Origin of the sequence: Marinicella sediminis, from assembly GCF_002000055.1 — a bacterium.
Lineage (GTDB): Bacteria > Pseudomonadota > Gammaproteobacteria > Xanthomonadales > Marinicellaceae > Marinicella > Marinicella sediminis.
Genome location: NZ_MVBD01000012.1, coordinates 42,271 through 67,270, shown reverse-complemented (window position 1 = coordinate 67,270; position 25,000 = coordinate 42,271). Strand labels below are relative to the sequence as shown.

Genomic DNA, 25,000 nt, shown 5'->3' with positions numbered 1-25,000 from the left:
CCTTATGGAAGCAGGACCCATGCTCAGCTGCTCAGAGGGGGCTTGAATCTGTGCTTTCCGGAACCAATGGATACAGGCGGGGTCTGATATCAGGAGACTTACGGGATTGATACATGAAACGCAGATCATTGAACCAGGCAATGCTTTTATGGCCTCTGTTTTCACAACTGTCAAAGACAGCAGTCAAGCATCGGTCTGCACATCCCATTGGTATGGGCACCTGGATCACTTTTGATCATCGCCTTGCTGATATTGATCAGGCAGGGTTTGTGAGGTTGCTTAATGCGTTTTTTGCAGGTGGCGGGCAGATGATTGATTCATCTCCCATGTATGGATATGCACAACAGCTGTTGGGTCAACTGCTGCCGTTAACTCATGGTGCAAAATCCCTGTTCTCAGCCACCAAAGTCTGGACCATGGGTCAACAAATGGGTGAGCTTCAGATGCGTGAATCCATGCGCTTGTGGGGGTTGAGCAAAATCAATCTGATGTATGTACATAATTTATTGGATTGGCAAGTTCATTTGCCTACTTTAAAACAGTGGCAGCAGCAAGGTTTGATTGATCACATTGGTGTGACCACTTCGCATGGACGGCGTCACCGGGAGTTGATTCGGGTCATGCAACAACAGCCCATCGATTATGTGCAGTTCAGTTACAACATCCATGATCGTGAGGCTGAGCAGTACTTGCTGCCAGTGGCCAGAGAGCAAGGCATCAAAGTTGTCATCAACCGGCCATTTCAGACCGGTGGCTTGTTTACCCGGGTGGCGGGCAAGCCCTTGCCCCGGTGGGCGGCAGAGATCGGTTGTCAGCATTGGGCCCAGTTTTTTCTCAAATTCATCGTTTCTCATCCGGCGGTACATTGTGCCATCCCGGCCACCAGCCAGGTGAGTCATATGCAACAAAATATGAAGGCCGGTTTGGGGCCTATGCCAGATGATGCCATGCGTCAGGAGATGGTGTCTTATTGGCGGAAAATGATTGCATAAATATGCCTGAAAATCGATGCTTTGTTTATTTCTTTTACACAAGGCCGGTGATAAAATAACTGCTCTTTAAAACAAACGTTTGAATTATGGCAAATATACCCGCACCCGTAAAAGACATTCAGTTCATTGCAGACGAAGTACTTGACCTCGCTGCACATTACCAGAAACTGGGTGTTCACCAGGACATTGATGTTGAAACTTTCATGACCATTGTTGATGAAGCATCCAAGTTTTTACATGAACATGCCGGACCTTTGAACCGCAATGCCGATGAGCAGGGTTGTCGCCATGAGGGGCAATCGGTTCAAACCCCGGATGGTTTTGTTGAACTGTATAAAGCCTACTGTGAATCCGGTTGGGCTGCCTTGGATGGTGATGAAGCCTACGGTGGTCAGGGGCTGAGTTATTGGCTGCAATTGATCCTCGGTGAGCTCAACACTTATTACTGTCCGGGTTGGTCAAACTATCCTGGTCTGACCCATGGTGCCAGAGAGCTGATTGAGCATTTTGCCACAGATGAATTGAAGGCTAAATTTCTGCCAGGGCTGACTTCAGGCGAATGGGCTGGAACCATGTGTCTGACAGAGCCCCACTGTGGTACCGACCTGGGTCTGGTCAATACCGCTGCCAAACCCAATGATGATGGTACTTATAACGTTACAGGTACAAAAATTTTCATCACCTCTGGTGAACATGATCTGACAGATAACATTGTCCATTTGGTGTTGGCCAGATTGCCAGACGCACCGAAAGGTACCAAAGGCATTTCTTTGTTCCTGATTCCGAAGATGTTGCTGAATGAACAAAACGAGCCTGCTGAGCGTAACACCCTGGGTGCAGCAAGTATTGAACACAAGATGGGGCTGAATGGCTCAGCCACTTGCGTGATGAATTTCGATGAAGCCAAAGGGTACTTGATCGGCAACGCCAATGAAGGTCTGAAAATCATGTTTACCATGATGAATGGTGCCCGTCTAAACACCGGTATCCAAGGTCTTTCGGCCACCCAGGCTTCCTATGAAAATGCCCTGGTATACGCCAAAGAACGTTTGCAGATGCGTTCTGCAACCGGCCCGAAATTACCGGAAAAACCCGCTGATCCGATCATTGTCCACCCTGATGTCAGGCGCATGTTGCTGACACAGAAAGCATTTGCTGAGGGAAACCGGGCACTGGCATATTTTGCTGGCCAGCAGATTGAAATCATCAAACACAGTCAGGATCAGAATGAAGTGGCGCGGGCCGATCGTCTGCTGGCCTTTTTGACCCCGATCATTAAAGCCTTTTTGACCGAGGTGGCGATGGAGGCCACCAATTATGGTGTGCAGATTTTTGGCGGACACGGCTACATCCGTGAGCATGGTCAGGAACAGTGGCATCGGGATGCCAAAATCTTCACTTTGTATGAAGGGACCACTGGAATTCAGGCACTGGATCTAACTGGCCGTAAAATGTTGATGATGCAAAAAGGTCAGATTGGCGAAATGGCAGACATCATCCAGAACTTCATCAATGAAACCCCCACACCGCACAATGACGCCCTGCAGTCATACCTGGATATGTGGCAGGAAACCACCTCATTTATCACTCAGCAGGCGATGAAAAACCCAGATGAAGTGGGTGCTGCATCGGTTGACTATTTGATGATGTCCGGCTATGTAATCCTTGCATATTTCTGGGCTCAACTGCATAATTCAGCAGAGAACAACAAAGGTCAGCTGGGTGCGGATTTTTATAATGGCAAGAAGAAAACCGCTGCGTTTTACTTCGCTAAAATTCTGCCCAGATGTCATGCACTGAAAGCCACCATCATGACAGGTGCTGATCCTTTGATGGATATGGCAGAGTCAGAATTTTAATCAACATATTGAGTTATTACAAAAAACAACTGAAACAACTTCTGATATGGGTGCTTTTGGCACTGTTGGTCTGGCTGTGGATACAGTTTTTACTGTTTCCACAGCATCAGCAGTCTGACATTCAGGCTGTCACAGCACCCCCTTCCATGTTATCCACCACTCAGCTCAGGCCACAGCCATCCACTTATCACCTGTTTGGTTCTTCAACCACCACCGAAATACCCCTCAGTATGTTGCAATCAGAGACTTCTCTGGATCTCATCGTGACTGGAATCATGGCCACGGCAGATCCCGCAGCAGGCAGGGCATACATCAGAAACCGACAAGGTGATGAGCAGCAATTCCAGGTGGGTGATGAGGTGTATGGATTGGCCACCTTGGATGCCGTACACGCAGACCATCTGGTGCTCAAAAGGGGTAACAACAGCAGGGAGAAACTGTCGCTCAGTAAAGGGCGGCAGATGAACACCAGAACCACCAGTAAGGGGTCTGACCAGTCTGCAGCCACCGCTGCAGCTTCCAACCGCATTGCCAACCACATCAACAAATCCTCTGACTGGCAGGAAATGTTGAATGAGCAAAAGTTTGATGCCACGAAAATTGCCCGCATGGCCAGTAAGGTCAATGTGGTGCGCGATGGTCAGGGACAGATTGCCGGGTTGCGGGTGTCGCAATTGTCGGGTAACTCAGACCTGATCAAACAGGGGTTGCGGGCCAATGATCAGATTGTGGCGGTCAATGGTATTAAAATCTCATCGCAGAATGTGCTGCAATTACAACAAGAACTGTCTGGTAAAGACCGTGCCAGTGTGACGGTGATGCGAAATGGCCGTCAGCTGAATCTGAACCTGAATTTAAAAGAGTTTCAACAATGAAAAAACCAATCCAGTTAGCAGCTATGCTGATGAGTTTGCTGTGCTGTCAAAACAGCTGGGCAGAAGATCACATGCACACATTGAATCTACAGGATACTGAAATCCGCTTGTTGGTAGAAACAGTGAGTGACATCACCGGCAAAAACTTTGTTATTGACCCTGAAGTCAATGGCAAAATCACCGTGATTTCTGGACAGCCGATACCTGAGGATAAGGTATATGACATGTTTTTATCCATCCTCAGTGTGAATGGCTTTACCACAGAAACCCAGGGTGACACGATCAAAATCATTCCCATTGACAAGTCCAACCCGCTTTCAGGTCTGACCAGTGACCACCCTGATCAGTTGATGACCAAGATTTTCCGCATCAAGCACCTGCCAGTGGAAGATGTCATGCAAATGCTGAAATCAATGAACAGCAAAGCCAAGCTGATCAGTAATCAGGAATCCAATCTGCTGATTGTTTCAGACAAGGCTGCCAATGTGGATCGCATGGAACAATTGATCATGAACGTTGACCGTAAATCGGATGCCTCGATTGAATTGATTCCACTGCAATATGCCAGTGCAGCAGATGTGGCTGACACCCTCAGTCAGTTGTTGGAATCCTCCAATTCACTGGGCCCTCAATCGAAAATTGTGCCGGATACCCGAACCAACGCAGTGATTGTCAATGCCAACCCTTCACTGAAAGCCAAAATCCTCAACATCATTGCTCAGCTTGATGTGCCGCTGGATACCAACACACAGGCACAAGTGGTTTTTCTGAAGTATGCCTCTGCCGAAAAATTGGTGCCGATTCTGGAAACCCTGGCTAAACGTCGTCAGGCTGGCGAGAATGAATCTTCAGATGTCAGTATCCAGGCTCACAAAGAAACCAACAGCCTGGTGATCAATGCACCGCCAGCGATTTACCGCAATGTTGAACAAGCCATTGCCCAATTGGACATCAGAAGACAGCAGGTGTTGATTGAAGCCATCATTGCTGAAGTTTCCATTGATAATTCCAAAGAACTGGGCGTGGACTGGTTTGCCCCCATTGGTGGTGACAGTGATGATGGCATCGTCGGAGGTTCGTTCACAGGCAACACTTTACCTAATCTGGGCGCCGATGATCCTTTGGACGTGTTTGGCAGCTTGCTTTCGGGTGGTTTGAATCTGGGTTATTTAAATTTTGGCACCGGTAACAACGGTGAACAGATCTTTAAGTTTGGTGGTTTGCTCAAAGCCATTGGTATCGACGGCAACAACAATATTTTGTCTACACCATCGGTGGTGACCCTGAATCATCAGGAAGCATCACTGTCAGTGGGGCAGGAAGTGCCTTTTGTGACCGGACAGTTTTCCGCCACCGGAAATTCAGATGCCAGTGGTTCACCCAATCCGTTTACCACCATTCAACGTGAAGATGTTGGTCTGTCTCTGACGGTCACACCACACATCAATGAAGGGGGGCAAATTGTGGTAGACATCGCTCAGGAAATATCCAGCATTGATGCCACCGCCGTCAGCGCGGTTGATCTGGTGACCAAAAAACGCACCCTGAGTACATCTGTGATGATACCTGATGATTCAATTCTGGTGCTGGGTGGATTGATCGATGATTCGGTACAGGAAAGCATCAAAAAAGTACCGGTGTTGGGAGATATTCCGTTGATCAAAAATATTTTCCGAACCAAGAAACGAACCCGGGTCAAACGCAACCTGATGATCTTTATCCATCCGCAGATTCTGAAAGACAACTTGCAACAGGAAACCATCAGTAAAGAACGCTATAACGACATCCGCCAACAGCAGTTGGAAAAAGTCAGTCCGGAATCATTCCGCAGAGGAGAGCCTTTGTTGCCGGAGATTGACGACCAGTAAATCATGGCCATCAAACTTCCTTCATACAGTTTTGCCAAAAAACGTGGTGCAACAATACTTAAGCAGGACAATGAGCACCTGACACTGGCGGTGTCCAGGGCTGCAGCTCCTACCGCAATTGCTGAATTGCAGCGATTGAGTAAACACCCGGTCAGCCTCAGCTTTTTTGAGCCAGCTGAATATCAGCAAATCATTCAAAAGATTTACCACCATCAGCAGTCCATGACCGATGATGTGGTGGCAGACATGGATAACAGTGAATCTGAATTATCAGCTGTGGCTGAGGTGCTCGCTGAACCAGAGGACTTGCTGGAGAGTAATGATGATGCGCCCATTATCCGGCTGATCAATGCTTTATTGGCCGATGCGGTCAAAGTCAATGCGTCAGACATTCACATCGAGCCAGGCGAAAGTCAACTGTCCATCCGTTACCGGGTGGATGGAGAATTGCAGGAGGTGTTGACGCCAGACCGCTCATTGGCAGGTTTGATCGCTTCCAGAATTAAAATCATGTCCAAACTGGACATCGCTGAAAAAAGGCTGCCTCAGGATGGCCGGATTTCATTACGCATTGCCGCCCATCCGGTCGATGTCAGGGTCTCGACCATACCCGGTGCATTTGGTGAACGCATTGTCATGCGTTTACTGGATAAACAGGCGGGTCAACTGAGCCTGCAACAGTTGGGGATGTCCCCGGCACACTTATCCATGATGCGTGATTTAGTGAAATTGCCCCATGGCATCATTCTGGTCACTGGTCCTACCGGGTCTGGTAAAACCACCTCGCTGTATGCTGCCATTGAGGCCATCAATGAACGTTCACGCAACATCATGACCATTGAGGACCCGATCGAATATCACCTCAATGGCATCAGTCAAACCCAGGTCAACAGCAAAGTAGACATGTCTTTTGCCAGGGGGCTCAGAGCGATTCTCAGACAAGATCCGGATGTCATCATGATAGGTGAAATCAGGGACCTGGAAACCGCTGAAATTGCCATCCAGGCCAGTTTGACCGGGCATCTGGTGTTTTCCACCCTGCACACCAATACTGCAGTGGGAGCCATTACCAGGCTGATTGACATGGGCGTGCCAGCATTTTTGCTGGCCTCTTCAGTGAAAGCAGTGATTGCTCAGCGGTTGGTGAAAAAGCTCAATCCCAAAACCAGGCAAGTCCAACCAGTAGATGATCAATTAAGAAGCTTATTGAGTTTGCCAACAGACGTATCAGAGATTTATCAGGCTGATGACAGCCTGCCCATTAATCAAGCTTATTCAGGACGTATTGGGGTATATGAAATCATCACCATGAATCAGCAACTGAAAACCATGATCCATCAGAATAAATCTGAAGCAGAAATGACGCAGGTCGCCCATCAGACTCATCCGGGGATCATTGATGATGCCCGCGAAAAACTGCTGGCCGGGCTGACCTCAGTTGATGAAATCATGCGGGTGATACACAGCGATTGATGGCACATGGAAGCATTTGAATACACATCACTGGACCAGGCTGGCAAACAAAAGAAAGGCATCATCCAGGCTGAAAATGAAAAGCAGGCCAGACAGCTGTTGCGTGACCGCTTGCTCACACCGGTGCACATATCGTTGGTGGGAGAATCTGTCCCCTCAACAGAAATCCCTGGAGTCAGGCAGCAGCGATTGTCGTTGAAAAAAGCAGAACTGCCGCTGTTCATCAGGCAGTTGGCTACACTGATACAGGCAGGACTGCCACTGGATGAGGCTTTACAAACCCTGATAGAGCAAAGTGAACATCGCAATACCGAGCGCATCCTCACCACCATTCATGCCAAAGTCATGGAAGGGCAGTCACTGGCTGCTGCAATGCGAATTTTTCCGCGGGCTTTTGATGAATTGGTGGCCACCAGCGTTGAAGCCGGGGAGCAATCAGGTCATTTGCAAGCCGTGTTGTTGCAACTGGCAGATTACCTGGAGACCAGGGATGACATGGAAAAGCAATCCACTTCAGCACTGATCTACCCTTTGATTTTGGTGATGACCGCCGTAGCCGTAGTGGCCGGATTGATGGTATACATCGTGCCTAAAGTGATTCAGGTCTTTGAGAGTACCCAGGTCCAGTTGCCAGTCATGACCCGGGTGTTGATCAATGTCAGCGATTTTTTGGCTGTTTATGGCTGGTATCTCTTGCTGGGGATTGGTGTGTTGTTGGTGGCTTTTCTGGCCCTTCAAAAACACCCGCCGTTTCAGCTGGGTTGGCATCGTCTGGTGCTGAAACTACCCCTCATCGGAAGATTGGTCAGGACTGCACAGGCTGCCCGGTTTACCCGAACCCTGGGTATACTCACTCAAAGTGCGGTACCGATAGTACAGGCCTTGTCCTTGTCCAGGCAAGTGGTCAGTAACCAGGTCATGAAACAGGCCTGTGAGCAGACTGCCTCAGCTGTTCGGGAAGGCAGTGGGCTGGCACGGGCCATGCAAAACACCGGAGCCTTTCCACCACTGAGTATTAAGTTGGTTCATTCCGGTGAGCAAAGCGGACAGCTCAGTCAGATGCTGGAACGTACCGCGAAGGTGCAGGAAAAGGATGTCGAGAATAAGTTAAAAACACTGATTGGTGCATTGCAGCCCTTGGCCATACTGTTTGTGGGTATGATGGTGTTGTTCATCGTGCTGGCCATGCTGCTGCCAATTTTCCAGATCAATTCCATCATTAACTGATATGCTCATCGAGTTCAACAGAGTCAGCAAATCCTATGGCAAACACAGCAAAGCGTTGTCTGATGTCAGTTTCACTGTGGATGCCGGTGAAATGTTGTTCCTGACCGGGCATTCCGGAGCAGGCAAAACGTCCATTTTGAAACTGATCATGAAGATTGAAAACATCAGTTACGGTCAGGCGAAAGTCAATGGATTTGAGCTCAGGCAATTAAAAGAACAACAATTACCCGCTTACCGGCAAAGCCTGGGAATGATTTTTCAAGATCACCGGTTACTGGAAAACCGCACCATTTTGGAGAATGTGGCTTTGTCTCTGCTGATCAGGGGGTATGGTCGCAGTGACAGTGAAAAACAAGCCAGGGTGGTGCTCAAGCAAGTTGGGTTGGAAGACAAACTGGATCACTTCCCAGATCAATTATCCAGTGGACAACAACAAAGGGTGGGGATTGCCAGAGCCATTGTCAGCAAGCCGGATATCCTGCTGGCAGATGAACCCACAGGTAACCTTGATCCGGACTTGTCTCTGGAATTGATGGAAATTTTCATGAAAATCAATGAGTCAGGGACCACGGTGTTGATTGCTTCACATGATTTGATTTTAATCAAGCGCCTGAGGAAAAGGGTTTTGGTGCTTGATTCCGGGCAACTGATTGATGATTATCGACCTGCATGAATCAATTGATCAAACACAAACCCAGTGGGGTGCTGAAGTGGTTACGGGGTCATCAACGGGCCATGCTGGAAGGTGTGCTCATGCCCTTGCAGACACCGCTGTCCAGCCTCTTTACGGTGATTACCCTGGCCATTTGCTTTTACCTGCCGTTGGTGATGTGGACGTTGTGGCAAAACTTCACTGAAGTAGAAGACCGTTGGCGAGGTCAGGGAAGCGTGGCGGTGTTTCTGCAGAAAGGCCTTGATGCCAATGAATTGACTGCTTTGCAACATGATCTGAATGAGCGAAAACTGATCACTGAAGTGGTCATGGTGGATAACCAAACCATCAAAGACAACCTGAATGATGACCCTCAGTTAAATCAAATTATTGACATCATTGATGAATATGAACTTCCTGATCAATTACTGCTGCAGCCACACCCCAATGCCACCAGTGATCAGTTGCAGGCTCTGGTGCAGGCCTTACAGCTCAGACCTGACATTGATTATGTGAGTTTTGATGCCGACTGGTTCAATCAATTGAAAACCCTGACGCAGGCTTTTTACTATCTGATGCAGGCAAGTATCGCTGTTTTTTTGATTATTGTGCTGGTCTTTCTCAGCCATACCATAGGCAGTGAAGTGTCTGCCCACAAAAAAGAAATCAGTTTGCTGAAGATGCTGGGAGCCACACCTGGACAAATCCGCCGTCGGTTTTTATATGGTGGACTTTATTATGGATTGCTGGCCGCTGTGGTGGCACTGTTGATGTTACAGTTGACGGTGTGGTGGATGGAAGTTCCGATCGCTGAATTGTCCCGTTCATTTGGGCAGACGATTGTGTTACGCACCCCGCATCTGGATGAGTCTATGGTGTTTGCTTTACTGGCCATTCTGATCTCCTGGATGGGAGCCCGATTCAGTGCGTCAAATCACATCAGAACACTGTGACGCAGACTGCTGTTCTAATTGAGAACTGACCGACAAAAATAAACATGTGTTGTAAGAAACGGCTGTGTTTGGTGTACAATGACCTCATGAGTGAATCCCAAAAAGTTCTGATAGCTGACTCGTCTAAACTGGCCCGTAAACTGACTGAAAAACTGGTCAAAAAAATCCGGCCTTACACCGATGTGATTGCTGTTGAGACTGTTGAGCAAGCCATTGAGAAATTGCAAGCCGGACGGGTTGATCTGATCATCTCTGCATTGCGACTGAGTGACGACGACGGTACCAAGATTTGCCAGTATGTCAGGGAAAATTTACACTATTTGCCAGTGATCATTGTCTCTGGCGATGTTGATTCGCGGGTTCAGGAGCGGATCATGAGCAGCGATGTTACTGACTACATCGACAAAGCAGCCGGTCAGAAAGGCCTGGAGATATTTCTCCGTGGGCTGTTGAGACCTGATGATCAGATCAATGGTAAAATTCTTTACATCGAGGATTCAGCAGTGGTTGCACATGCCACCAAAAAACTGTTGCAAAACCACCACCTGGACATCACCCATACCCTCAGTGTGACAGATGCCAAAGCAATCATTCCGAATCGGAAATCGGCCTATGATCAGTTTGAATTGGTGTTGACGGACTATTACCTGAAAAATAACGAGACAGCCCTGGAAATCCTGGATTATGTGCGATCTGATCTGGGGCTGGATAAAATTGAAATGCCTTTTGTGATCATGACCGGTGATGAAAATACAGAAAATCAAAAACAGATTCTTCACCTTGGGGCCAATGACCTGATCGGCAAGCCGGTTAACCAGGAAGCATTGGTGAAAAAAATAAAATTCCAGATCAGGTTCACACAATTCCACAGGGAAAAGACCGGCACTGAATGACTGCCCAACTCCATCCCAGCTGGCTGTCTCACCTGCAAGCCGAATTTGATGCAACTTACATGCACACACTGCGACAATTTCTGTTGTCAGAAAAGCAGTTGGGCAAAATCATTTATCCACCTGGCCCGCTGATTTTCAACGCCTTAAACAGCACGCCACTTGATCAGGTCAAGGTGGTTATTCTGGGTCAGGACCCTTATCATGGTCCCGGACAGGCTCATGGTTTGAGTTTTTCGGTTCCTCCTGAAGTCAAGACGCCCCCGTCACTGGTCAATATATTCAAGGAGCTTAATCAGGATCTGGGTGTTGAAAATGGCTCACCTGATCTGACCAGTTGGGCAGCACAGGGCGTGTTGTTGCTGAACAGTGTGCTCACCGTTGAACAGGCCCGCCCGGCGAGTCATCAGCAACAAGGTTGGGAACGCTTCACGGATCAAGTCATTGAATTGATCAGTATGCAAAGAGATCATGTGGTGTTTATGCTGTGGGGCGCCTACGCCCAACGCAAAGGTCAGGCGATTGATGAAAGCAAACATCTGTTGCTGAAAGCGCCACACCCATCGCCTCTGTCAGCGCACCGTGGGTTTCTGGGGTGTCAACATTTCTCAAAATGCAATGAATTTTTAGAACTCCATCACAAAAAGCCTGTGGATTGGCGAACCTGAGCACCATTCCTTAAATTTTTAATGTGTCAGTAAGAATCATTCGATATAATCATTGGTCAATTGAAGTTGGATGAAGGCGATGCGTATAGGTTTGTTAGCAGTAGTATTGAGTGGTTTGTTCCCGATGATGTTGCATGCAGGGTTGCCCCCCTGGCTTGATCGCCTTGAAGACAGCAACAAATCAGCCGAAATCAATAAGCGATGGCATGCCGATGGTGGTCAAGTCAATCTGCAGTTTTTTTATGGCATGCTTGATGATCTGGACATTCAGGTCAACGGTGTCGATACACGGCAAGCAGGTCATTGGTCTGAAAGTCAATACATCATGGACATCAAACCATTCAGTGGCATAGATCTGAAGGTTCCTTATGGTGTTCTGGTCGGAGCTGATCAGGGTAGTTATGTACTCGATGGAGAATTTTCATTACACCGCAGCGGACAGACTGTGTATTTCAATGGTTTGACCCTCAGGGCATCAGAACAGGCCAAGACCAGCTCTGATTTACTGGGGTTTGAGATGGTTAATGACCAGGGTCAGGTGTTGTTTGAATTTCATCACATCCACACCATTCTGGATAAAGCCAATGAATTGTTGGTGATGAAGAACATTGATGTGTCTATGACAGCTGAATTAGCTAACCTTTTGGGGGAGCCAAGATTAGCCGGAACTGTGGTGGCTCAGGCTCATATTGAATCCAACTTGGTGATACCTGCTGAAGGTTTTACAGACATCAACTCAGTTGAAGGATCTTCCTGTGCACAACGGCCTAAGTGGCCTGGCCCAGGTACCAATGACCCCCAAGCTGATGTGGCTTTGATTGCCATGTCCGCCAGACAGTACAGGCATTTAAACAATGGTTCGATTGTGGTCACTCCATCTGCGACTTTGAAAAATGTGGGTGGTCTGGATGACGCCGATGTGGCGTGGTACACGAAATTTTCCGGCACTTTTCCTCCGTATAACAATGCCCAGCATCCATTTTTAATCTGGAATATGTACCGTGAAATTGACGGTCGATTTGAGCAGATTGGTGTTTCTGGTGTTAAACATGCCTTTTTGACGATCAACAGCAACTGTACCATCAATTGTCAGGATGGCCATATTTTGTGGCCCGGGTGTGAAGATGTGTATGGAATGGGCAACAACGACTCGCCGCGTTCACTGGGCCCCAGAACATTCAGTAACCCGAATTTCAGTAACACCGAAATCAATGCCAAAGCCGGAACCTGGCAAGAAGATTGTTCATTTTTCGATCAGGATTGTAATGGCAGTCAGGAAACCAACTCTGATGGATCTGCTGAGAATCGCATGGTAGTCCAGGAATCCGACCTGGGTGTAGCCGGGGCGAAGTATTACGTGTCTGCCTGGTATATCATTCGTGATGACATCAATATTTTTAATACCATGGGCTACAAGGAATACCTGATCACACCAGCGGGTGACAATTGGTTGTTCAGTGAAACAGGCGGATTTCAGAACGGACCAGCCAGTGACCAGTATGTGGCACCCAATACCATTGACTTAATCAATAACGAAGCGTCCACCAGAATTGAAAATAAAAGCAAAGGCAGCCTTACGGTGGCTGTCAAAATAGATGACCTGGGTGGTGGGCAGTATCGCTATAACTACATGGTGGAAAACCATGATTATGATCCACAGATTGAAGCTGTTCGCATAGCTATGCACGATTCTTTACCAGTCAATAACCTCGAGTTTTCAGATGTGGATGAAAACACCGGAAATGATTGGACGGTCAATCATGTGGGCGGGGAGATGGTGTTAGAAGCCCCGTCGGATAACACACTTAACTGGGGAACGTTGTACAGTTTTTCATTCACTACCGCCGCTCCTCCTGTCGAAGGTCAGTTAAGCTTGACACCAATGGAGGGAATCAAAGCGGGTTCATTACAGGTTAATTCACTAGTTCCTTTCTTTGATGATGACCTGATATTTGCAAACGGATTGGAATGAATGAACCCTGGCTGAACAGTCAGGCAATTGTTTTATGCACAAAACGTGTATTTCTGCTAGAATACGCGTTTTTTTATTCAATAGATTAATGGCGAAAGAAGACGTAATTGAATTACAAGGTAAAGTCATCGACACATTACCAAATACCATGTTTCGGGTAGAGCTGGAAAACGGTCACATTGTGACCGCACACATTTCAGGTCGTATGCGTAAACATTACATCAGAATCCTCACAGGTGACACGGTGACAGTTGAGCTGACTCCTTACGACCTGAGCAAAGGCCGCATTACCTTCCGCAGCAAATAATCCAACCGTCAGTGTGCGGTTGGACTTTCTTCAATTGAAGACAACAGCAATGTACTGGGGATAACCTCAAAATTAAGGGCATCGTTGATGACATTGATTTTGACCAATCCGCCCCGTTTCAACTTCCCAAACAAAATTTCATCCACCAATGGTTTTTTGATGTATTGATCAATGGCACGTTGCATGGGTCTGGCCCCCATCTCGGGATTGTGTCCCTTGTCAACCAACCAAATCCTCGCCTGGGCATTGAGGCTGAATGTGATGCCTGGGTCTACCAGCTGTTGTTCCAGCTCGATGATGATTTTGTCGACAATTTTCTCGATGTGTTGCCGCTCCAGTGACTTGAATGGAACGATGGCATCAACTCGGTTTCTGAATTCAGGTGAAAAGAACCGGTTTAATTCAATCATGGCATCAGAGCTGCGGTCCTGGTCTACAAAACCAAAACTGTTTTGACTCAGGGTGGTGGCTCCAATGTTGGTGGTCATCACCAACAGCACATTTCTGAAGTCGGTTTCGCGGCCATTTGAATCAGTCAGTTTGCCGTTGTCCATCACTTGCAAGAGGATGTTCATGACATCCGGATGTGCTTTCTCTATTTCGTCAAGTAACACGATGCTGTGTGGAGTCTGGTGAACCTTATCGGTCAGTAACCCGCCTTGTTCATGTCCAACATAGCCTGGAGGCGCGCCAATCATTTTAGCCACTGTATGAGGCTCCATGTATTCTGACATGTCAAAGCGAATTAACTTAAGGCCCAGATGATGGGACAGTTGTTTGACAACTTCGGTTTTACCCACACCCGTAGGACCTGCGAAAATCAGGTTGGCCACCGTGCGGTTATCCCGGTTCAGTCCGGCACGAGCCATTTTGATGGCCGATGCCAGGATATCAATGGCTTCATCCTGACCGAATATGACATGCTGCAAGTTGCGTTCAATGGATTGCAGGCGCTGACCATCCTCCTGATTCAATTCATCAACCGGTATTTTGGCAATGGAAGCCACCACCCGCTTGATGTCGATGTCAGAAATCACCTGATCCTGCAGGTTGTTGATTTTCTGCCAGGAGCCTGCTTCATCGATGGCATCGATGGCCTTGTCTGGTAAGAACTTATCACTGATGTGCTTTGCCGACAGTTTAACGGAAGCTTCAATGGCTTTGTCGTCATAACTCACGCCATGATAGTGTTCAAAATGTGGTTGCAGACCTTTGATGATGTCCACAGCCTCATCGTGTGTGGGCTCAGAAATGGTGATTTTCTGAAAACGCCTGGACAGTGCGCGGTCCCGATCAAAGACATTCCTCACTTCATCCTGGGTGGTGGCTCCTATGCATCTGAGCGCGCCTTTACTTAAGGCCGGTTTCAGCAGGTTTGAAGCATCAAGCGAACCACCTGATACGGCACCTGCGCCAATGATTGTATGAATCTCATCGATGAACATGATGGCATGTTCAATGTTTTTGATGTATTTGATGACCGCTTTGAGTCTTTTTTCAAAATCCCCACGGTATTTGGTTCCGGCCAATAAGGCTCCCAGGTCCAGAGCAAAAACATGAGCATCCTTCATCACATCTGGAACATCCTGATTGACTATGTTATAGGCCAGGCCTTCAGCAATGGCGGTTTTTCCTACGCCAGGTTCACCAACCAATAACGGGTTGTTTTTTGAACGCCTCATGAGAATTTGAATCATGCGGTTGACTTCTGGTTTACGGCCTATCAAAGGATCGATCAAGCCTTTTTGGGCCTTGGCATTTAAATCAACCAGGTATTCTTTGCCAGATTCTTTCTGTTCAGTTTCTGCGAGGGCTTCACCGCCTTGTTCAGTATGCTCTTCATCATTACCACTGGCATCCAGGTCGCCTCCATGGGCAATGGTTCTGACCACATCAAACCGACTGATGCCTTGTTTGTTCAACAGGTAAACCACATGTGAATCCATTTCATCAAACATGGCCACCAGGACACGGTCGCCGGTTACCTGTTTTAATTCAGCCGATTGGGCCGAGTATATCGCCCGTTGGATAACCCGTCGGAAGGCCAGGGTGGGTTGGGTTTCTAAATCAGAGTCTGCGGGGAGAATTTTGACATGTTGATTGATCAACACTTCAAGCTCTTGTTGCAGTAATTGTTTGTCTGCACCTACGGCGTCAAGCACGATGGCGGCATGCTGATTCTCCAGCAAAGCCAACATCAGGTGCTCCATGGTCAGCAATTCGTGGCGATTCTTTCTGGCCAGCTTGTATATTTTATTGATACTTTGATCTAAATGGGCGTCTAACATCAGACCACCTCCGTGACACACAATAAGGGGTGTTCATTGTCTCTGGCATATTCATTGACCAGGGCTGTTTTGGTTTCTGCGACTTCATGGGTAAATATGCCGCATAAACCTTGTCCCCGGGTGTGTACATGCAACATGATTTGTGTGGCTTTTTGTTCATCCATGTCAAAAAATTTCTGCAACACTTCAATCACAAAATCCATTGGGGTGTAGTCATCATTCAGCAGCATGACTTTATACATTTTGGGCTCCTGAAACTGAGTTTCTTGCTGTTCCAGAATATCTGCGCCGAACTGATTTTTTTGGTCTTTGTCTGTCATTTTCTTTTCGGTTAAATCTCACCCTCTATATTGGCTTACCTGAGTTTTTTTCAAGGTGTGCCAAGAGTTCTTATATTATCTTATCGCAACTGAGGTCAGCTTGACCAGTGTTGCTTTATGGTAGATGACATCAGTGGGCCAGTCTTGCCAAACCCATTGTTGCAATAAGCCATGATGAGTGCAGTGATCAGTTAACCGGGCAAAAAGTGTCAATTGAAAGGGTGGAATAAGTGGTGTCACCAAAAATTGTTGACCGATCGGTCAGTCTGTTTTATCATGAATGCATACTCAGCCACGATCTGTATCATGAAAATCACGAAAGCCAAGACGCCTCAAAAACCCAAAAAGTACCTGTGGATACTGTCAACCTTGTTGCCCTTATTGGGGCTCAGCGGAGTGGGAACCTATCAGTTCACCGGCCAGTCCTGGACATTGGTGATTCCTTTGCTGTTCATCTATTTGGTGATACCTGGGCTGGATTTGCTGTTCTCCACGGATGAGAGCAACCCTGATGAGCGCCAAATAACATCCCTGGAACACAATGCATTTTACAATTGGGTGTTGTACCTGATGCTGCCACTGCATTTGCTCGTTTTCATGACTTTGATATATTTCATGGTGACTCAACCCCTTGACGTTTGGCAACAGGCATTGTTGTTGTTGACATTGGGTGTGTTTGGTGGCTTGGCTGTCAATCTGGGTCATGAACTTGGACACAAGAAAGACCGCTTATCGAAAATGCTGGCCAAACTGTCATTGGCCACCGGAGCTTATGGTCATTTCAACATTGAACACAATGCTGGTCATCACCGGCAAGTGGCCACACCTGAGGACTCGGCCAGCGCTCGTCTTGGGGAAAGCATCTATCGGTTTGCATTGCGTGAATACCCTGGAGGTATCAAGCGTGCCTGGTCTATTGAGACGCAAAGGTTGGGGCGACAAGGCAAACGCTGGTATGCCTTTGATAATCAAATCCTGCAGGCTTATGCCATGACGGTTATGATATATGCCGGCATGACTGTGTGGCTTGGCTGGTCTGCACTGATGATCATGATGTTGCATGCCCCAATTGTCTGGTGGCAATTAACCAGTGCCAATTACATAGAACATTATGGTTTATTGCGGCAAAAACGTGACAATGGCCAATATCAAAGGTGTGAACCCAGGCACTCCTGGAATTCAAATCACCTCATTTCGAACCTCGTGTTGTTTCATTTACAGCGCCATTCAGACCATCATGCCAATCCTGCAAGGCATTATCAGAGTTTGCGGCATTTTGCTGAAGCGCCACAGTTGCCAACCGGTTATATGGGGATGTTTTTACTCGCCTATGTACCGCCATTATGGTTCCGGGTGATGGATGAGAAATTACTGAAGATGCATGATGGAGACCGCTCATTGATCAATTGTATGCATTGAGTGTCGGTCAAAACTGGCTTAAATGTCACAATACTGTGATTAAAGCGGGTTTATCGGCATGGCATGCTATATAATCCGCTCTCTTTTTCATTAAGCGCCTGTCGCTGCTCCCACAGTTATGTCTCAACCATCCAAACCGGTATCCTTTTCTGCCCTGGGTCTGTCTCAGCCAGTGCTCAAGTCCATCAAAGAAAATGGCTACGAGCAACCCTCACCCATCCAGCAGGCGTGCATCACGCCGATTATGGAGGGGCGTGATGTATTGGGCCAGGCACAAACCGGAACCGGTAAAACAGCGGCTTTTGCTTTGCCCATTGTGTCGCAACTGGATGTCAGTGCCAATCATGTTCAGGTTTTGGTCCTGACCCCCACCAGGGAGTTGGCCATTCAGGTGGCAGAAGCTTTTCAGTCCTATGCCAGACACATCAAAGGGTTTCATGTTTTACCCATTTATGGTGGACAGAGCTATACCATTCAGCTCAAACAATTAAAACGGGGTGTGCAAGTAGTGGTGGGTACGCCGGGACGTGTCATGGATCACATGCGCCGTAAAACCCTGAAGCTGGACCAATTGAAAACCCTGGTGTTGGATGAAGCCGATGAAATGCTGCGTATGGGATTTATTGATGATGTGGACTGGATTCTCAGCCACACTCCTGCTGAACGGCAGATTGCTTTGTTTTCTGCAACCATGCCCAAAGCCGTCAAACAGGTTGCAGTGAATCACCTCAACCGCCCGGTTGATGTCAAAATCCAAAGCACCACAACAACAGCGAAAAACATCAGGCAACGGTACTGGATGATCAGCGGGATGAAAAAACTGGAAGCGTTATCAAGGGTGCTTGAAGTAGAGGACTTTGATGGTGTCCTGATTTTTGTCAGAACCAAAATGGCCACCGAAGAACTGGCTGAAAAATTGCAAGCCAGGGGATTTTCGGCAGAAGCCCTGAATGGTGACATGGTACAAAAACAACGCGAGCGTTTGGTGGCAAAACTGAAGTCTGGTGCCATTGATATATTGATAGGTACTGACGTGGTGGCCCGTGGGTTGGATGTTGACCGCATCAGTCACGTAATCAATTATGACATCCCTTACGATACCGAATCCTATGTTCATCGCATTGGACGCACCGGCCGGGCCGGCCGTTCCGGTGAAGCCATTCTGTTTGTTTCCAGGCGTGAACAGCGGATGCTGAAAATGATTGAAAAAGCCACCAATCAACCCATTGAACCGATGAAAATGCCAACGGTGGATGACATCAATGTCAATCGTCAACAGCGCTTCAAGCACCAGATTTCAGAAGTGCTGGCAGGTAAGGATCTTGGGTTTTATCGGGATTTTGTGGCTGAATACGTGACTGAAACAGATCATCCGCCAGAAGATGTTGCAGCCGCATTGGCATACATGGTACACGGTGATCAGGGCTTGTTGATCAGGGAGACTAAAGCAGAGACACATGAGCGAAACAAAGGCCGTCAGACCACAGATTCAACAGCATCCTCATCAACACACAGCCGGGTTAAAAACCACACCGGCGAAATTGACCCGAATCCGGTTCCATTACTCGATCATCCGGAAATTGAGATGGAGCGCTTTCAATTGTCCGTGGGCCGGGAGTTGGGGGTTAAACCGTCCAATATCGTGGGCATGATCTGTAATGAAGCAGAACTTGATCGTGCCTATGTCGGTCAGATCGATATTTATGATCACATCACCACAGTTGACTTACCTGCTGACATGCCAAAAGAGTTGATGACCATACTCAGCAAGGCCCGATTGTGTGGTAAGCGCAGTGGGTTGAAAAAGCTGACAACCACTGCGGAACAACCGGTTGTCACCAGAAAAAAACGCAAAAAAGATCCCAGTAAAGGTCGAAAAAAGAGGCCTGTAAACAACAAAAGAAAAGGCAGGAAAAAAGCCAGAAAAGACTGATCATCTGCACACAAAATCCACGTGTGGTGGCATACTATTTGATCTCAGTCATCCTTGGAGCAAACCGTGGAAAAAATTAAAGTAGGTATCAGTGCGTGTTTACTGGGACAACCCGTCAGATTCAATGGTTCGCATAAGAATTCTGTATTCTGTAGTCAGGTGCTGTCTGAGTGGTTTGAGTTTGTTCCAGTGTGCCCAGAGGTGGAGATTGGCATGGGTATTCCCCGGGAGCCAATCAGGCTGGTCAATGAGAATAATCAGATCAGGGTCAAAAATGTCACGGACCACAGCCGTGATTACACGGATCAACTGAAACAATTGGCTGACCATCGGGCGCCTGAGCTGAATGACCTGTGTGGCTATATTTTCATGCAGAAGTCGCCCAGTTGTGGTGTCTTCCGGGTCAAAGTATACAACCCCAATGGTATGCCTGAAACGGAACCGGGAATGGGTGCATTTGCTCAACAACTCAAATCGCATTACCCATTGTTACCCATGGAAGAGGCCGGACGCATCAATGACATTCGCTTGCGGGAAAACTTCATTATCCGGGTGTTTGCCAATCACGATTGGAAAACCCATGTGCTCAATGAACCAGCGCCCCACAAACTGGTCGCTTTCCACACCCGGTACAAGTTTTTATTACAGGCCCACAGTGAAGCACATTACCGGAAACTGGGTCAGTTGGTGGCCGATGCCGGGGTTAAACCCATTGATGAAATCCTTGGGCAGTACTTTGAATTGTTTTCGGAATGTTTGAGTCATGTGGCCAAGGTCAATAACCACGTGAATGTGTTGTTGCACATGTTGGGCTTTTTGAAATCAAAAATACCAGGTGAAGTGAAAATGTCAATCATCAAGCTGATTGATCGTTACAAAGAACAAAAAATCCATCTGATCGTGCCCATCACCATGCTCAAACATTACGTGGATTTGTATCAGATTGAATACCTGATGAATCAGAAATACCTTTCTCCCTATCCCTACGAACTGGGCTTGCGCAATAACCTTTGAACATTTACTGACTTTAATCCATCACGCACGTGACTGGATGACGTGATTAAATATGGCGGTTGAAAGCGATGTTCGGTCAGGGAGATTCAATGAACGCTTTTTTGAGTTTATTGATGACCGGTGATTTGCCAAACCAGATATTAAAATATTTATTGGCCAGTATGGGGTTGGTCGTGCTGGCCAGGAGCTGATTGTTTTTGAATAGATTCAGTTCTTTGTCCTGCCAGTGTACCAGATCAAAGTATTCACCGGACTTGATGTCCGTATAGCCTTGGTTAAATTGTTGCAATGGTTGGGTTAAATCGCGTTGCTGTTCTTTATTTTCAAGATTAATCAAAAAATATTCTTCGGCACTTTCCCTGAAAAAATCACCGGATACGTTCTTGTGATAATGAAAGCGGAGGATTTTCTGGTTGGCTTCCAGCAAAGAAACCGAGGCTGAACAATCAGGTGCGTACCAGCCTATTTCAGCTACCTTGATCACCACGCCATAGCGCAGGGTGAAGTCTTCACATAATTGAAAATCTGCGGTGTTGTGGCTGATCGTTGATGGCAGATTATCCGTTGCCCAGGCCGTCTGGCAAAGCAGCAGTGAAGCGAGTGCAGTAAATTTTTTACTAATCATACGGAACATCTTACATCATATCTTTGACTTTTTTGACCCATCTGCCAAGAATCGGCAAATGTTCATACAGGGCTTCCGAGGCATCCCAAAAATCCTGGTGAAAAACCACTTTGCCTGCTTCATTGAAACGCAATTGGGTCATGCCGATGGAATGTGAGTTTATGGATTTCCCGCGCACACTGAGTTTCATCTTCATAGACCATCTGATGAAATAATCTTGATCGCTTCTGATAACATCCAGGATGTCAACAGTGGTGCTGTCAACATGTGCGGCTGATTCAGACATGTACGACACCAAATCATCAATGTTGTATATGATCTTGAGGGTATCATTAAAATACAGTTCATTGGCATACACTGATCTGATGTTGGATTCAGTCGCGCCAGACTTGAAATCCGAAAAAATAATTCCGAAGGTGCTTTCCACGTCATGTTCAGTGGTGGCTGGCGTTTGTTCCAGGTAACTGAAGTATTCATCGGCAGTGCGGTTGTGCTTTAACTCAGGTGAGCTGCTACAGGCATACAATGAACCTGCCAGTATCAGAATAATCAGTAAAATCTTCATTGATTGATGTGTCTGTAAAAAAGTAAAGTTTAAGGGTCAATGCGTGTAATTGGTGTGAACCACGTATCCGTAGTCAAACTGGGTTCATGGGTTCACAGATTTTTCACTGAATGGTTTCTAACATGGGGGTTATTAATCAACGCTGCATGCATGAAAAACATCCTTACAAAATGGTTCGATAACACCCAAAGTGAAGTTGAAGATTTAACTGATTCCGATGCCATTGACTGGACCCGGATTGTGCCATTCATTGCCATCCATCTGGCTTGTCTGCTGGTATTGGTGGTCGGATTTTCCTGGGTTGCACTTTGGGTTTGCCTAGCCACATATTTGCTGAGAATGTTTGCAATCACCGCATTTTACCACCGTTATTTTTCACACAAATCATTCAAAACATCCCGCATCCTGCAATTTATATTTGCTGTTATTGGTGCCACAGCCACTCAAAGAGGTCCTATATGGTGGGCTGCCCACCACCGGCATCACCACATTCATTCGGATTCAGAACAAGACACCCATTCACCTAAGCACGGTTTCTGGCACAGTCATCTGAAATGGTTTTTGATGAAAAAGAATTTTCCCATAAAGTCTGAATATGTCAGGGATCTTGAGCGATTTCCGGAACTCCGTTTCATTGATCGTTTTGACATCCTCTTTCCAGTGCTCATGGCCTGTGGACTCTACTTGTTGGGAGGTTACCTGGCCAATCATTATCCACAGCTCAATACGTCAGCAGGGCAGATGGTGATTTGGGGTTATTTTATTTCCACTGTGATGCTTTCACACGTCACTTATTGCATCAATTCACTGGCTCATGTTTTTGGCTTCAGGTCTTACCAGACAAAAGACGACAGTCGAAACAATTTCATTCTGGCAGTCTTTACCCTGGGAGAAGGTTGGCACAATAATCATCATTGTTGTCCAGGATCGGTCAAACAAGGGTTCAGGTGGTGGCAGATCGATTTGAGTTTTTATGTTTTGTTTGTGATGAATAAACTGGGATTGATTTGGGACCTCAAGTACCCCAACAAAACCCTGCTGGAAAAACGATTGATCAGGAGTGATTCATGAGGGTTGCCATCATAGGTGGGGGTGTCTCAGGTCTGATGGCAGCAGATTACCTCAATGGTTTGGTTGACTATACTTTGTATGAAGCAGCTGATTATCTGGGCGGGCATGCAGATACCCAAACCGTTCATATTGATGGTCAAGCCATTGAAGTTGATACCGGGTTCATTGTTTTCAATGAAGATGTATACCGGCATTTTAATGACATGTTACAGCGACATGAAGTGCCTTCAATCAAATCGGATATGAGTTTTGCTGTGTCCAATAAAGTCACCGGACTGGAATACAATGCAACCAATCTTTCCAGTTTGTTTTGTCAGAGAAAAAACCTGTTCAATCCCGGTTTTTATCGCATGATATGGGATATCCGACGGTTTTATGCCAAGGCTGAATCACTGATCCAAAGCGGTACAGAAATTGGTTTGTATGATTACCTTGAACAGAACAATTACAGCGACTATTTTATTGAGGAACACATCATCCCCATGGTCAGCGCACTGTGGTCAGGAGATTTTGATACAGTCAGGGACTATCCGTTGGTTCACATGCTGCAGTTCATGAAAAACCATCAGATGTTGCAGCTGAACAAACGGCCTGAATGGCGCACCATCAAGGGTGGCTCCCGGGCCTATGTCAAGGCGCTGAGTGAACAACTCACAGGTGAAGTGAGGCTGAATACCCCGGTGATTGGAGTCAGCCGGAACCACGGTGGTGTGGTGGTTGAGACAGATCAGCAGGCTGAAGCATTTGACCGGGTGATCTTTGCCACCCATTCAGATGTGACCCTGAACATACTGAAAGATCCGGATGCAGTGGAACAAGCAGCCTTGGCAGCCATTCCCTATGTCGAGAATCATATGGATTTGCACACCGACGAACGATTATTGCCTGCCAACCGCAAGGCCTGGGCCAGCTGGAGCGTTAATAAGCACGTGATCAGCAAGCCAGTTTGTACCGTCAATTATTACATGAACCTGTTGCAATCACTGCCTTGTGAGACTCCGGTCATCGTCAGTCTCAACCAAAATGAATACATCAACAACAGTCAGATACTGGTTTCCAGAAAATACCAGCACCCAGTGTATAACCGTGACACCCTGTCCGCACAACAACAAATTGAGTCCATCCAGGGTAAACACAACACGTTCTTTTGTGGCGCGTATCTGGGTTGGGGGTTTCACGAAGATGGTGCGCGCAGTGGTGTCAAGGCGGCCAAAGCATTGCAAGATCAGCTATGAGTGAGGATGTTCAGCAGAACGGTTCGGCCAACCTGTTGCCTCAGGGGTTTGCTGACGGAACGGTGATACACCACCGGATGCATCCAAAGAGGCACCGTTTCAAATATCACATGAATTGGTGCATTATGGATGTGGATGATCTGTCTTTCTGGACCAATTCTTCACGGCAATGGCGTCACAATCGTTGGGGCGTCTTTGCCATCAAGGACCAGGATTACATCGATGATCAGCCCTTGCCAATTGGTCATAAAGTCAGGGAATACATCAAACAACAAACCGGTCAGCCATTTAATGGGCGCATTCAGTTATTCACCCATCCAAGATTTCTGGGTTTCGGCTTCAACTCTGTTAATTTTTATTTCTGTCAACTGGCGGGGCAGATGAGATACATCATCTCAGAGATAAACAACACACCCTGGGGGGAAAAGCACCTGTATTTTCATGATTGTCAGCAAGCTGAAATAACCGGTCAAAACTGGACTTTTGCATTCAGCAAGGCATTCCACATTTCACCCTTCATGAGTATGGACATTGATTATCAATGGCAATTTGAAGTCACCGCCGAGGCCATTGTTGTGCGGATGTCACTTCATCAAAAGGGTGTGAAACTGATGCAGGTACTTTTAGACACTAAAATCACACCTGCTGTGGAGAATAGCATCAAAAGACACGTTCTGAAAAGACCTTTTCAGCCGTGGAAAATGGCAGCCGGGATTTATTGGCAGGCATTGAAGTTATGGCTGAAACGAATTCCATTTATTGCTCACCCCGAGCGACATTAACACATGCCTTGA

At 47.1% G+C, this 25,000-nt stretch carries 22 protein-coding genes; 18 read left to right on the top strand and 4 right to left on the bottom strand.

Going from position 1 to position 25,000, the window contains the following annotated elements; genetic code table 11:
• The first annotated feature begins 113 nt into the window (after nt 1-113).
• The 12 genes from B0475_RS14715 to infA all read left to right on the top strand — a co-directional run bounded on the left by B0475_RS14715 (nt 114) and on the right by infA (nt 13,736).
• The gene (locus tag B0475_RS14715) at nt 114-992 is read left to right on the top strand and encodes an aldo/keto reductase (protein ID WP_077412646.1); all 879 of its coding nucleotides are present in this window, start codon (nt 114-116) and stop codon (nt 990-992) included.
• 86 nt (nt 993-1,078) lie between these two features.
• Complete coding sequence (locus B0475_RS14710; RefSeq protein ID WP_077412645.1) at nt 1,079-2,851, top strand: acyl-CoA dehydrogenase C-terminal domain-containing protein; 1,773 nt, start codon at nt 1,079-1,081, stop codon at nt 2,849-2,851.
• A gap of 8 nt (nt 2,852-2,859) precedes the next feature.
• Complete coding sequence (locus tag B0475_RS14705; RefSeq protein ID WP_077412644.1) at nt 2,860-3,726, top strand: type II secretion system protein N; 867 nt, start codon at nt 2,860-2,862, stop codon at nt 3,724-3,726.
• Nucleotides 3,723-5,594, top strand: coding sequence for a type II secretion system secretin GspD (gspD, locus tag B0475_RS14700; protein WP_077412643.1), 1,872 nt, complete (start codon nt 3,723-3,725; stop codon nt 5,592-5,594). The genes B0475_RS14705 and gspD overlap by 4 nt, the downstream gene beginning before the upstream one ends.
• Before the next feature lie 3 nt (nt 5,595-5,597).
• Nucleotides 5,598-7,067 (top strand): type II secretion system ATPase GspE, encoded by a 1,470-nt coding sequence (gspE, locus tag B0475_RS14695; protein ID WP_077412642.1) that lies wholly within the window; start codon nt 5,598-5,600, stop codon nt 7,065-7,067.
• 6 nt (nt 7,068-7,073) lie between these two features.
• The gene (gene gspF / locus B0475_RS14690; protein WP_077412641.1) at nt 7,074-8,294 is read left to right on the top strand and encodes a type II secretion system inner membrane protein GspF; all 1,221 of its coding nucleotides are present in this window, start codon (nt 7,074-7,076) and stop codon (nt 8,292-8,294) included.
• A 1-nt stretch (nt 8,295) separates the two neighbouring features.
• The gene (ftsE, locus tag B0475_RS14685; protein WP_077412640.1) at nt 8,296-8,967 is read left to right on the top strand and encodes a cell division ATP-binding protein FtsE; all 672 of its coding nucleotides are present in this window, start codon (nt 8,296-8,298) and stop codon (nt 8,965-8,967) included.
• Nucleotides 8,964-9,899: a cell division protein FtsX gene (locus tag B0475_RS14680; RefSeq protein ID WP_077412639.1), complete on the top strand. Its 936-nt coding sequence runs from the start codon at nt 8,964-8,966 to the stop codon at nt 9,897-9,899. Before ftsE ends, B0475_RS14680 begins: the two co-directional genes overlap by 4 nt.
• 86 nt (nt 9,900-9,985) lie before the next feature.
• The gene (locus B0475_RS14675) at nt 9,986-10,792 is read left to right on the top strand and encodes a response regulator (protein WP_198538312.1); all 807 of its coding nucleotides are present in this window, start codon (nt 9,986-9,988) and stop codon (nt 10,790-10,792) included.
• Nucleotides 10,789-11,457 carry a uracil-DNA glycosylase gene (gene ung / locus B0475_RS14670; protein ID WP_077412637.1) on the top strand — a complete coding sequence of 223 codons (669 nt, stop codon included), beginning with the start codon at nt 10,789-10,791 and terminating at the stop codon, nt 11,455-11,457. Before B0475_RS14675 ends, ung begins: the two co-directional genes overlap by 4 nt.
• A 79-nt stretch (nt 11,458-11,536) precedes the next feature.
• Nucleotides 11,537-13,429 carry a hypothetical protein gene (locus B0475_RS14665; protein WP_157892993.1) on the top strand — a complete coding sequence of 631 codons (1,893 nt, stop codon included), beginning with the start codon at nt 11,537-11,539 and terminating at the stop codon, nt 13,427-13,429.
• Between the two features lie 88 nt (nt 13,430-13,517).
• Nucleotides 13,518-13,736 (top strand): translation initiation factor IF-1, encoded by a 219-nt coding sequence (infA, locus tag B0475_RS14660; RefSeq protein WP_077412635.1) that lies wholly within the window; start codon nt 13,518-13,520, stop codon nt 13,734-13,736.
• A gap of 8 nt (nt 13,737-13,744) precedes the next feature.
• On the opposite strand, the gene B0475_RS14655 is transcribed toward infA, so the two are convergent.
• Together B0475_RS14655 and clpS are read right to left on the bottom strand one after the other, a co-directional pair.
• On the bottom strand, nt 13,745-16,024 hold the full coding sequence (locus tag B0475_RS14655) for an AAA family ATPase (RefSeq protein WP_077412634.1): 2,280 nt from the start codon (nt 16,022-16,024) through the stop codon (nt 13,745-13,747).
• Nucleotides 16,024-16,344, bottom strand: coding sequence for an ATP-dependent Clp protease adapter ClpS (gene clpS / locus B0475_RS14650; RefSeq protein WP_077412633.1), 321 nt, complete (start codon nt 16,342-16,344; stop codon nt 16,024-16,026). Before clpS ends, B0475_RS14655 begins: the two co-directional genes overlap by 1 nt.
• A 306-nt stretch (nt 16,345-16,650) precedes the next feature.
• Here clpS and B0475_RS14645 point away from each other — a divergent pair, with 306 nt between their 5' ends.
• The 3 genes from B0475_RS14645 (at nt 16,651) to B0475_RS14635 (ending at nt 20,710) form a co-directional block, all read left to right on the top strand.
• Complete coding sequence (locus tag B0475_RS14645) at nt 16,651-17,763, top strand: alkane 1-monooxygenase (RefSeq protein WP_077412689.1); 1,113 nt, start codon at nt 16,651-16,653, stop codon at nt 17,761-17,763.
• A 118-nt stretch (nt 17,764-17,881) separates the two neighbouring features.
• The gene (locus B0475_RS14640; protein ID WP_077412632.1) at nt 17,882-19,696 is read left to right on the top strand and encodes a DEAD/DEAH box helicase; all 1,815 of its coding nucleotides are present in this window, start codon (nt 17,882-17,884) and stop codon (nt 19,694-19,696) included.
• A gap of 66 nt (nt 19,697-19,762) precedes the next feature.
• Nucleotides 19,763-20,710, top strand: a complete 948-nt coding sequence (locus B0475_RS14635) for a YbgA family protein (protein WP_077412688.1) — start codon at nt 19,763-19,765, stop codon at nt 20,708-20,710.
• A gap of 76 nt (nt 20,711-20,786) precedes the next feature.
• On the opposite strand, the gene B0475_RS14630 is transcribed toward B0475_RS14635, so the two are convergent.
• Entirely contained in the window at nt 20,787-21,335 is a 549-nt protein-coding gene (locus tag B0475_RS14630) for a chalcone isomerase family protein (RefSeq protein WP_157892992.1), read from the bottom strand.
• 10 nt (nt 21,336-21,345) lie between these two features.
• Nucleotides 21,346-21,900, bottom strand: coding sequence for a nuclear transport factor 2-like protein (locus tag B0475_RS14625; RefSeq protein WP_077412630.1), 555 nt, complete (start codon nt 21,898-21,900; stop codon nt 21,346-21,348).
• A 150-nt stretch (nt 21,901-22,050) separates the two neighbouring features.
• Between B0475_RS14625 and B0475_RS14620 the strand changes: the two genes are divergently transcribed.
• The 3 genes from B0475_RS14620 to B0475_RS14610 are packed head-to-tail and all read left to right on the top strand — an operon-like array spanning nt 22,051 to nt 24,988.
• Nucleotides 22,051-22,971 carry an acyl-CoA desaturase gene (locus tag B0475_RS14620; RefSeq protein WP_077412629.1) on the top strand — a complete coding sequence of 307 codons (921 nt, stop codon included), beginning with the start codon at nt 22,051-22,053 and terminating at the stop codon, nt 22,969-22,971.
• Nucleotides 22,968-24,206: an NAD(P)/FAD-dependent oxidoreductase gene (locus B0475_RS14615; protein ID WP_077412628.1), complete on the top strand. Its 1,239-nt coding sequence runs from the start codon at nt 22,968-22,970 to the stop codon at nt 24,204-24,206. The genes B0475_RS14620 and B0475_RS14615 overlap by 4 nt, the downstream gene beginning before the upstream one ends.
• Entirely contained in the window at nt 24,203-24,988 is a 786-nt protein-coding gene (locus B0475_RS14610; RefSeq protein ID WP_077412627.1) for a DUF1365 domain-containing protein, read from the top strand. The genes B0475_RS14615 and B0475_RS14610 overlap by 4 nt, the downstream gene beginning before the upstream one ends.
• Nucleotides 24,989-25,000 lie beyond the last annotated feature (12 nt).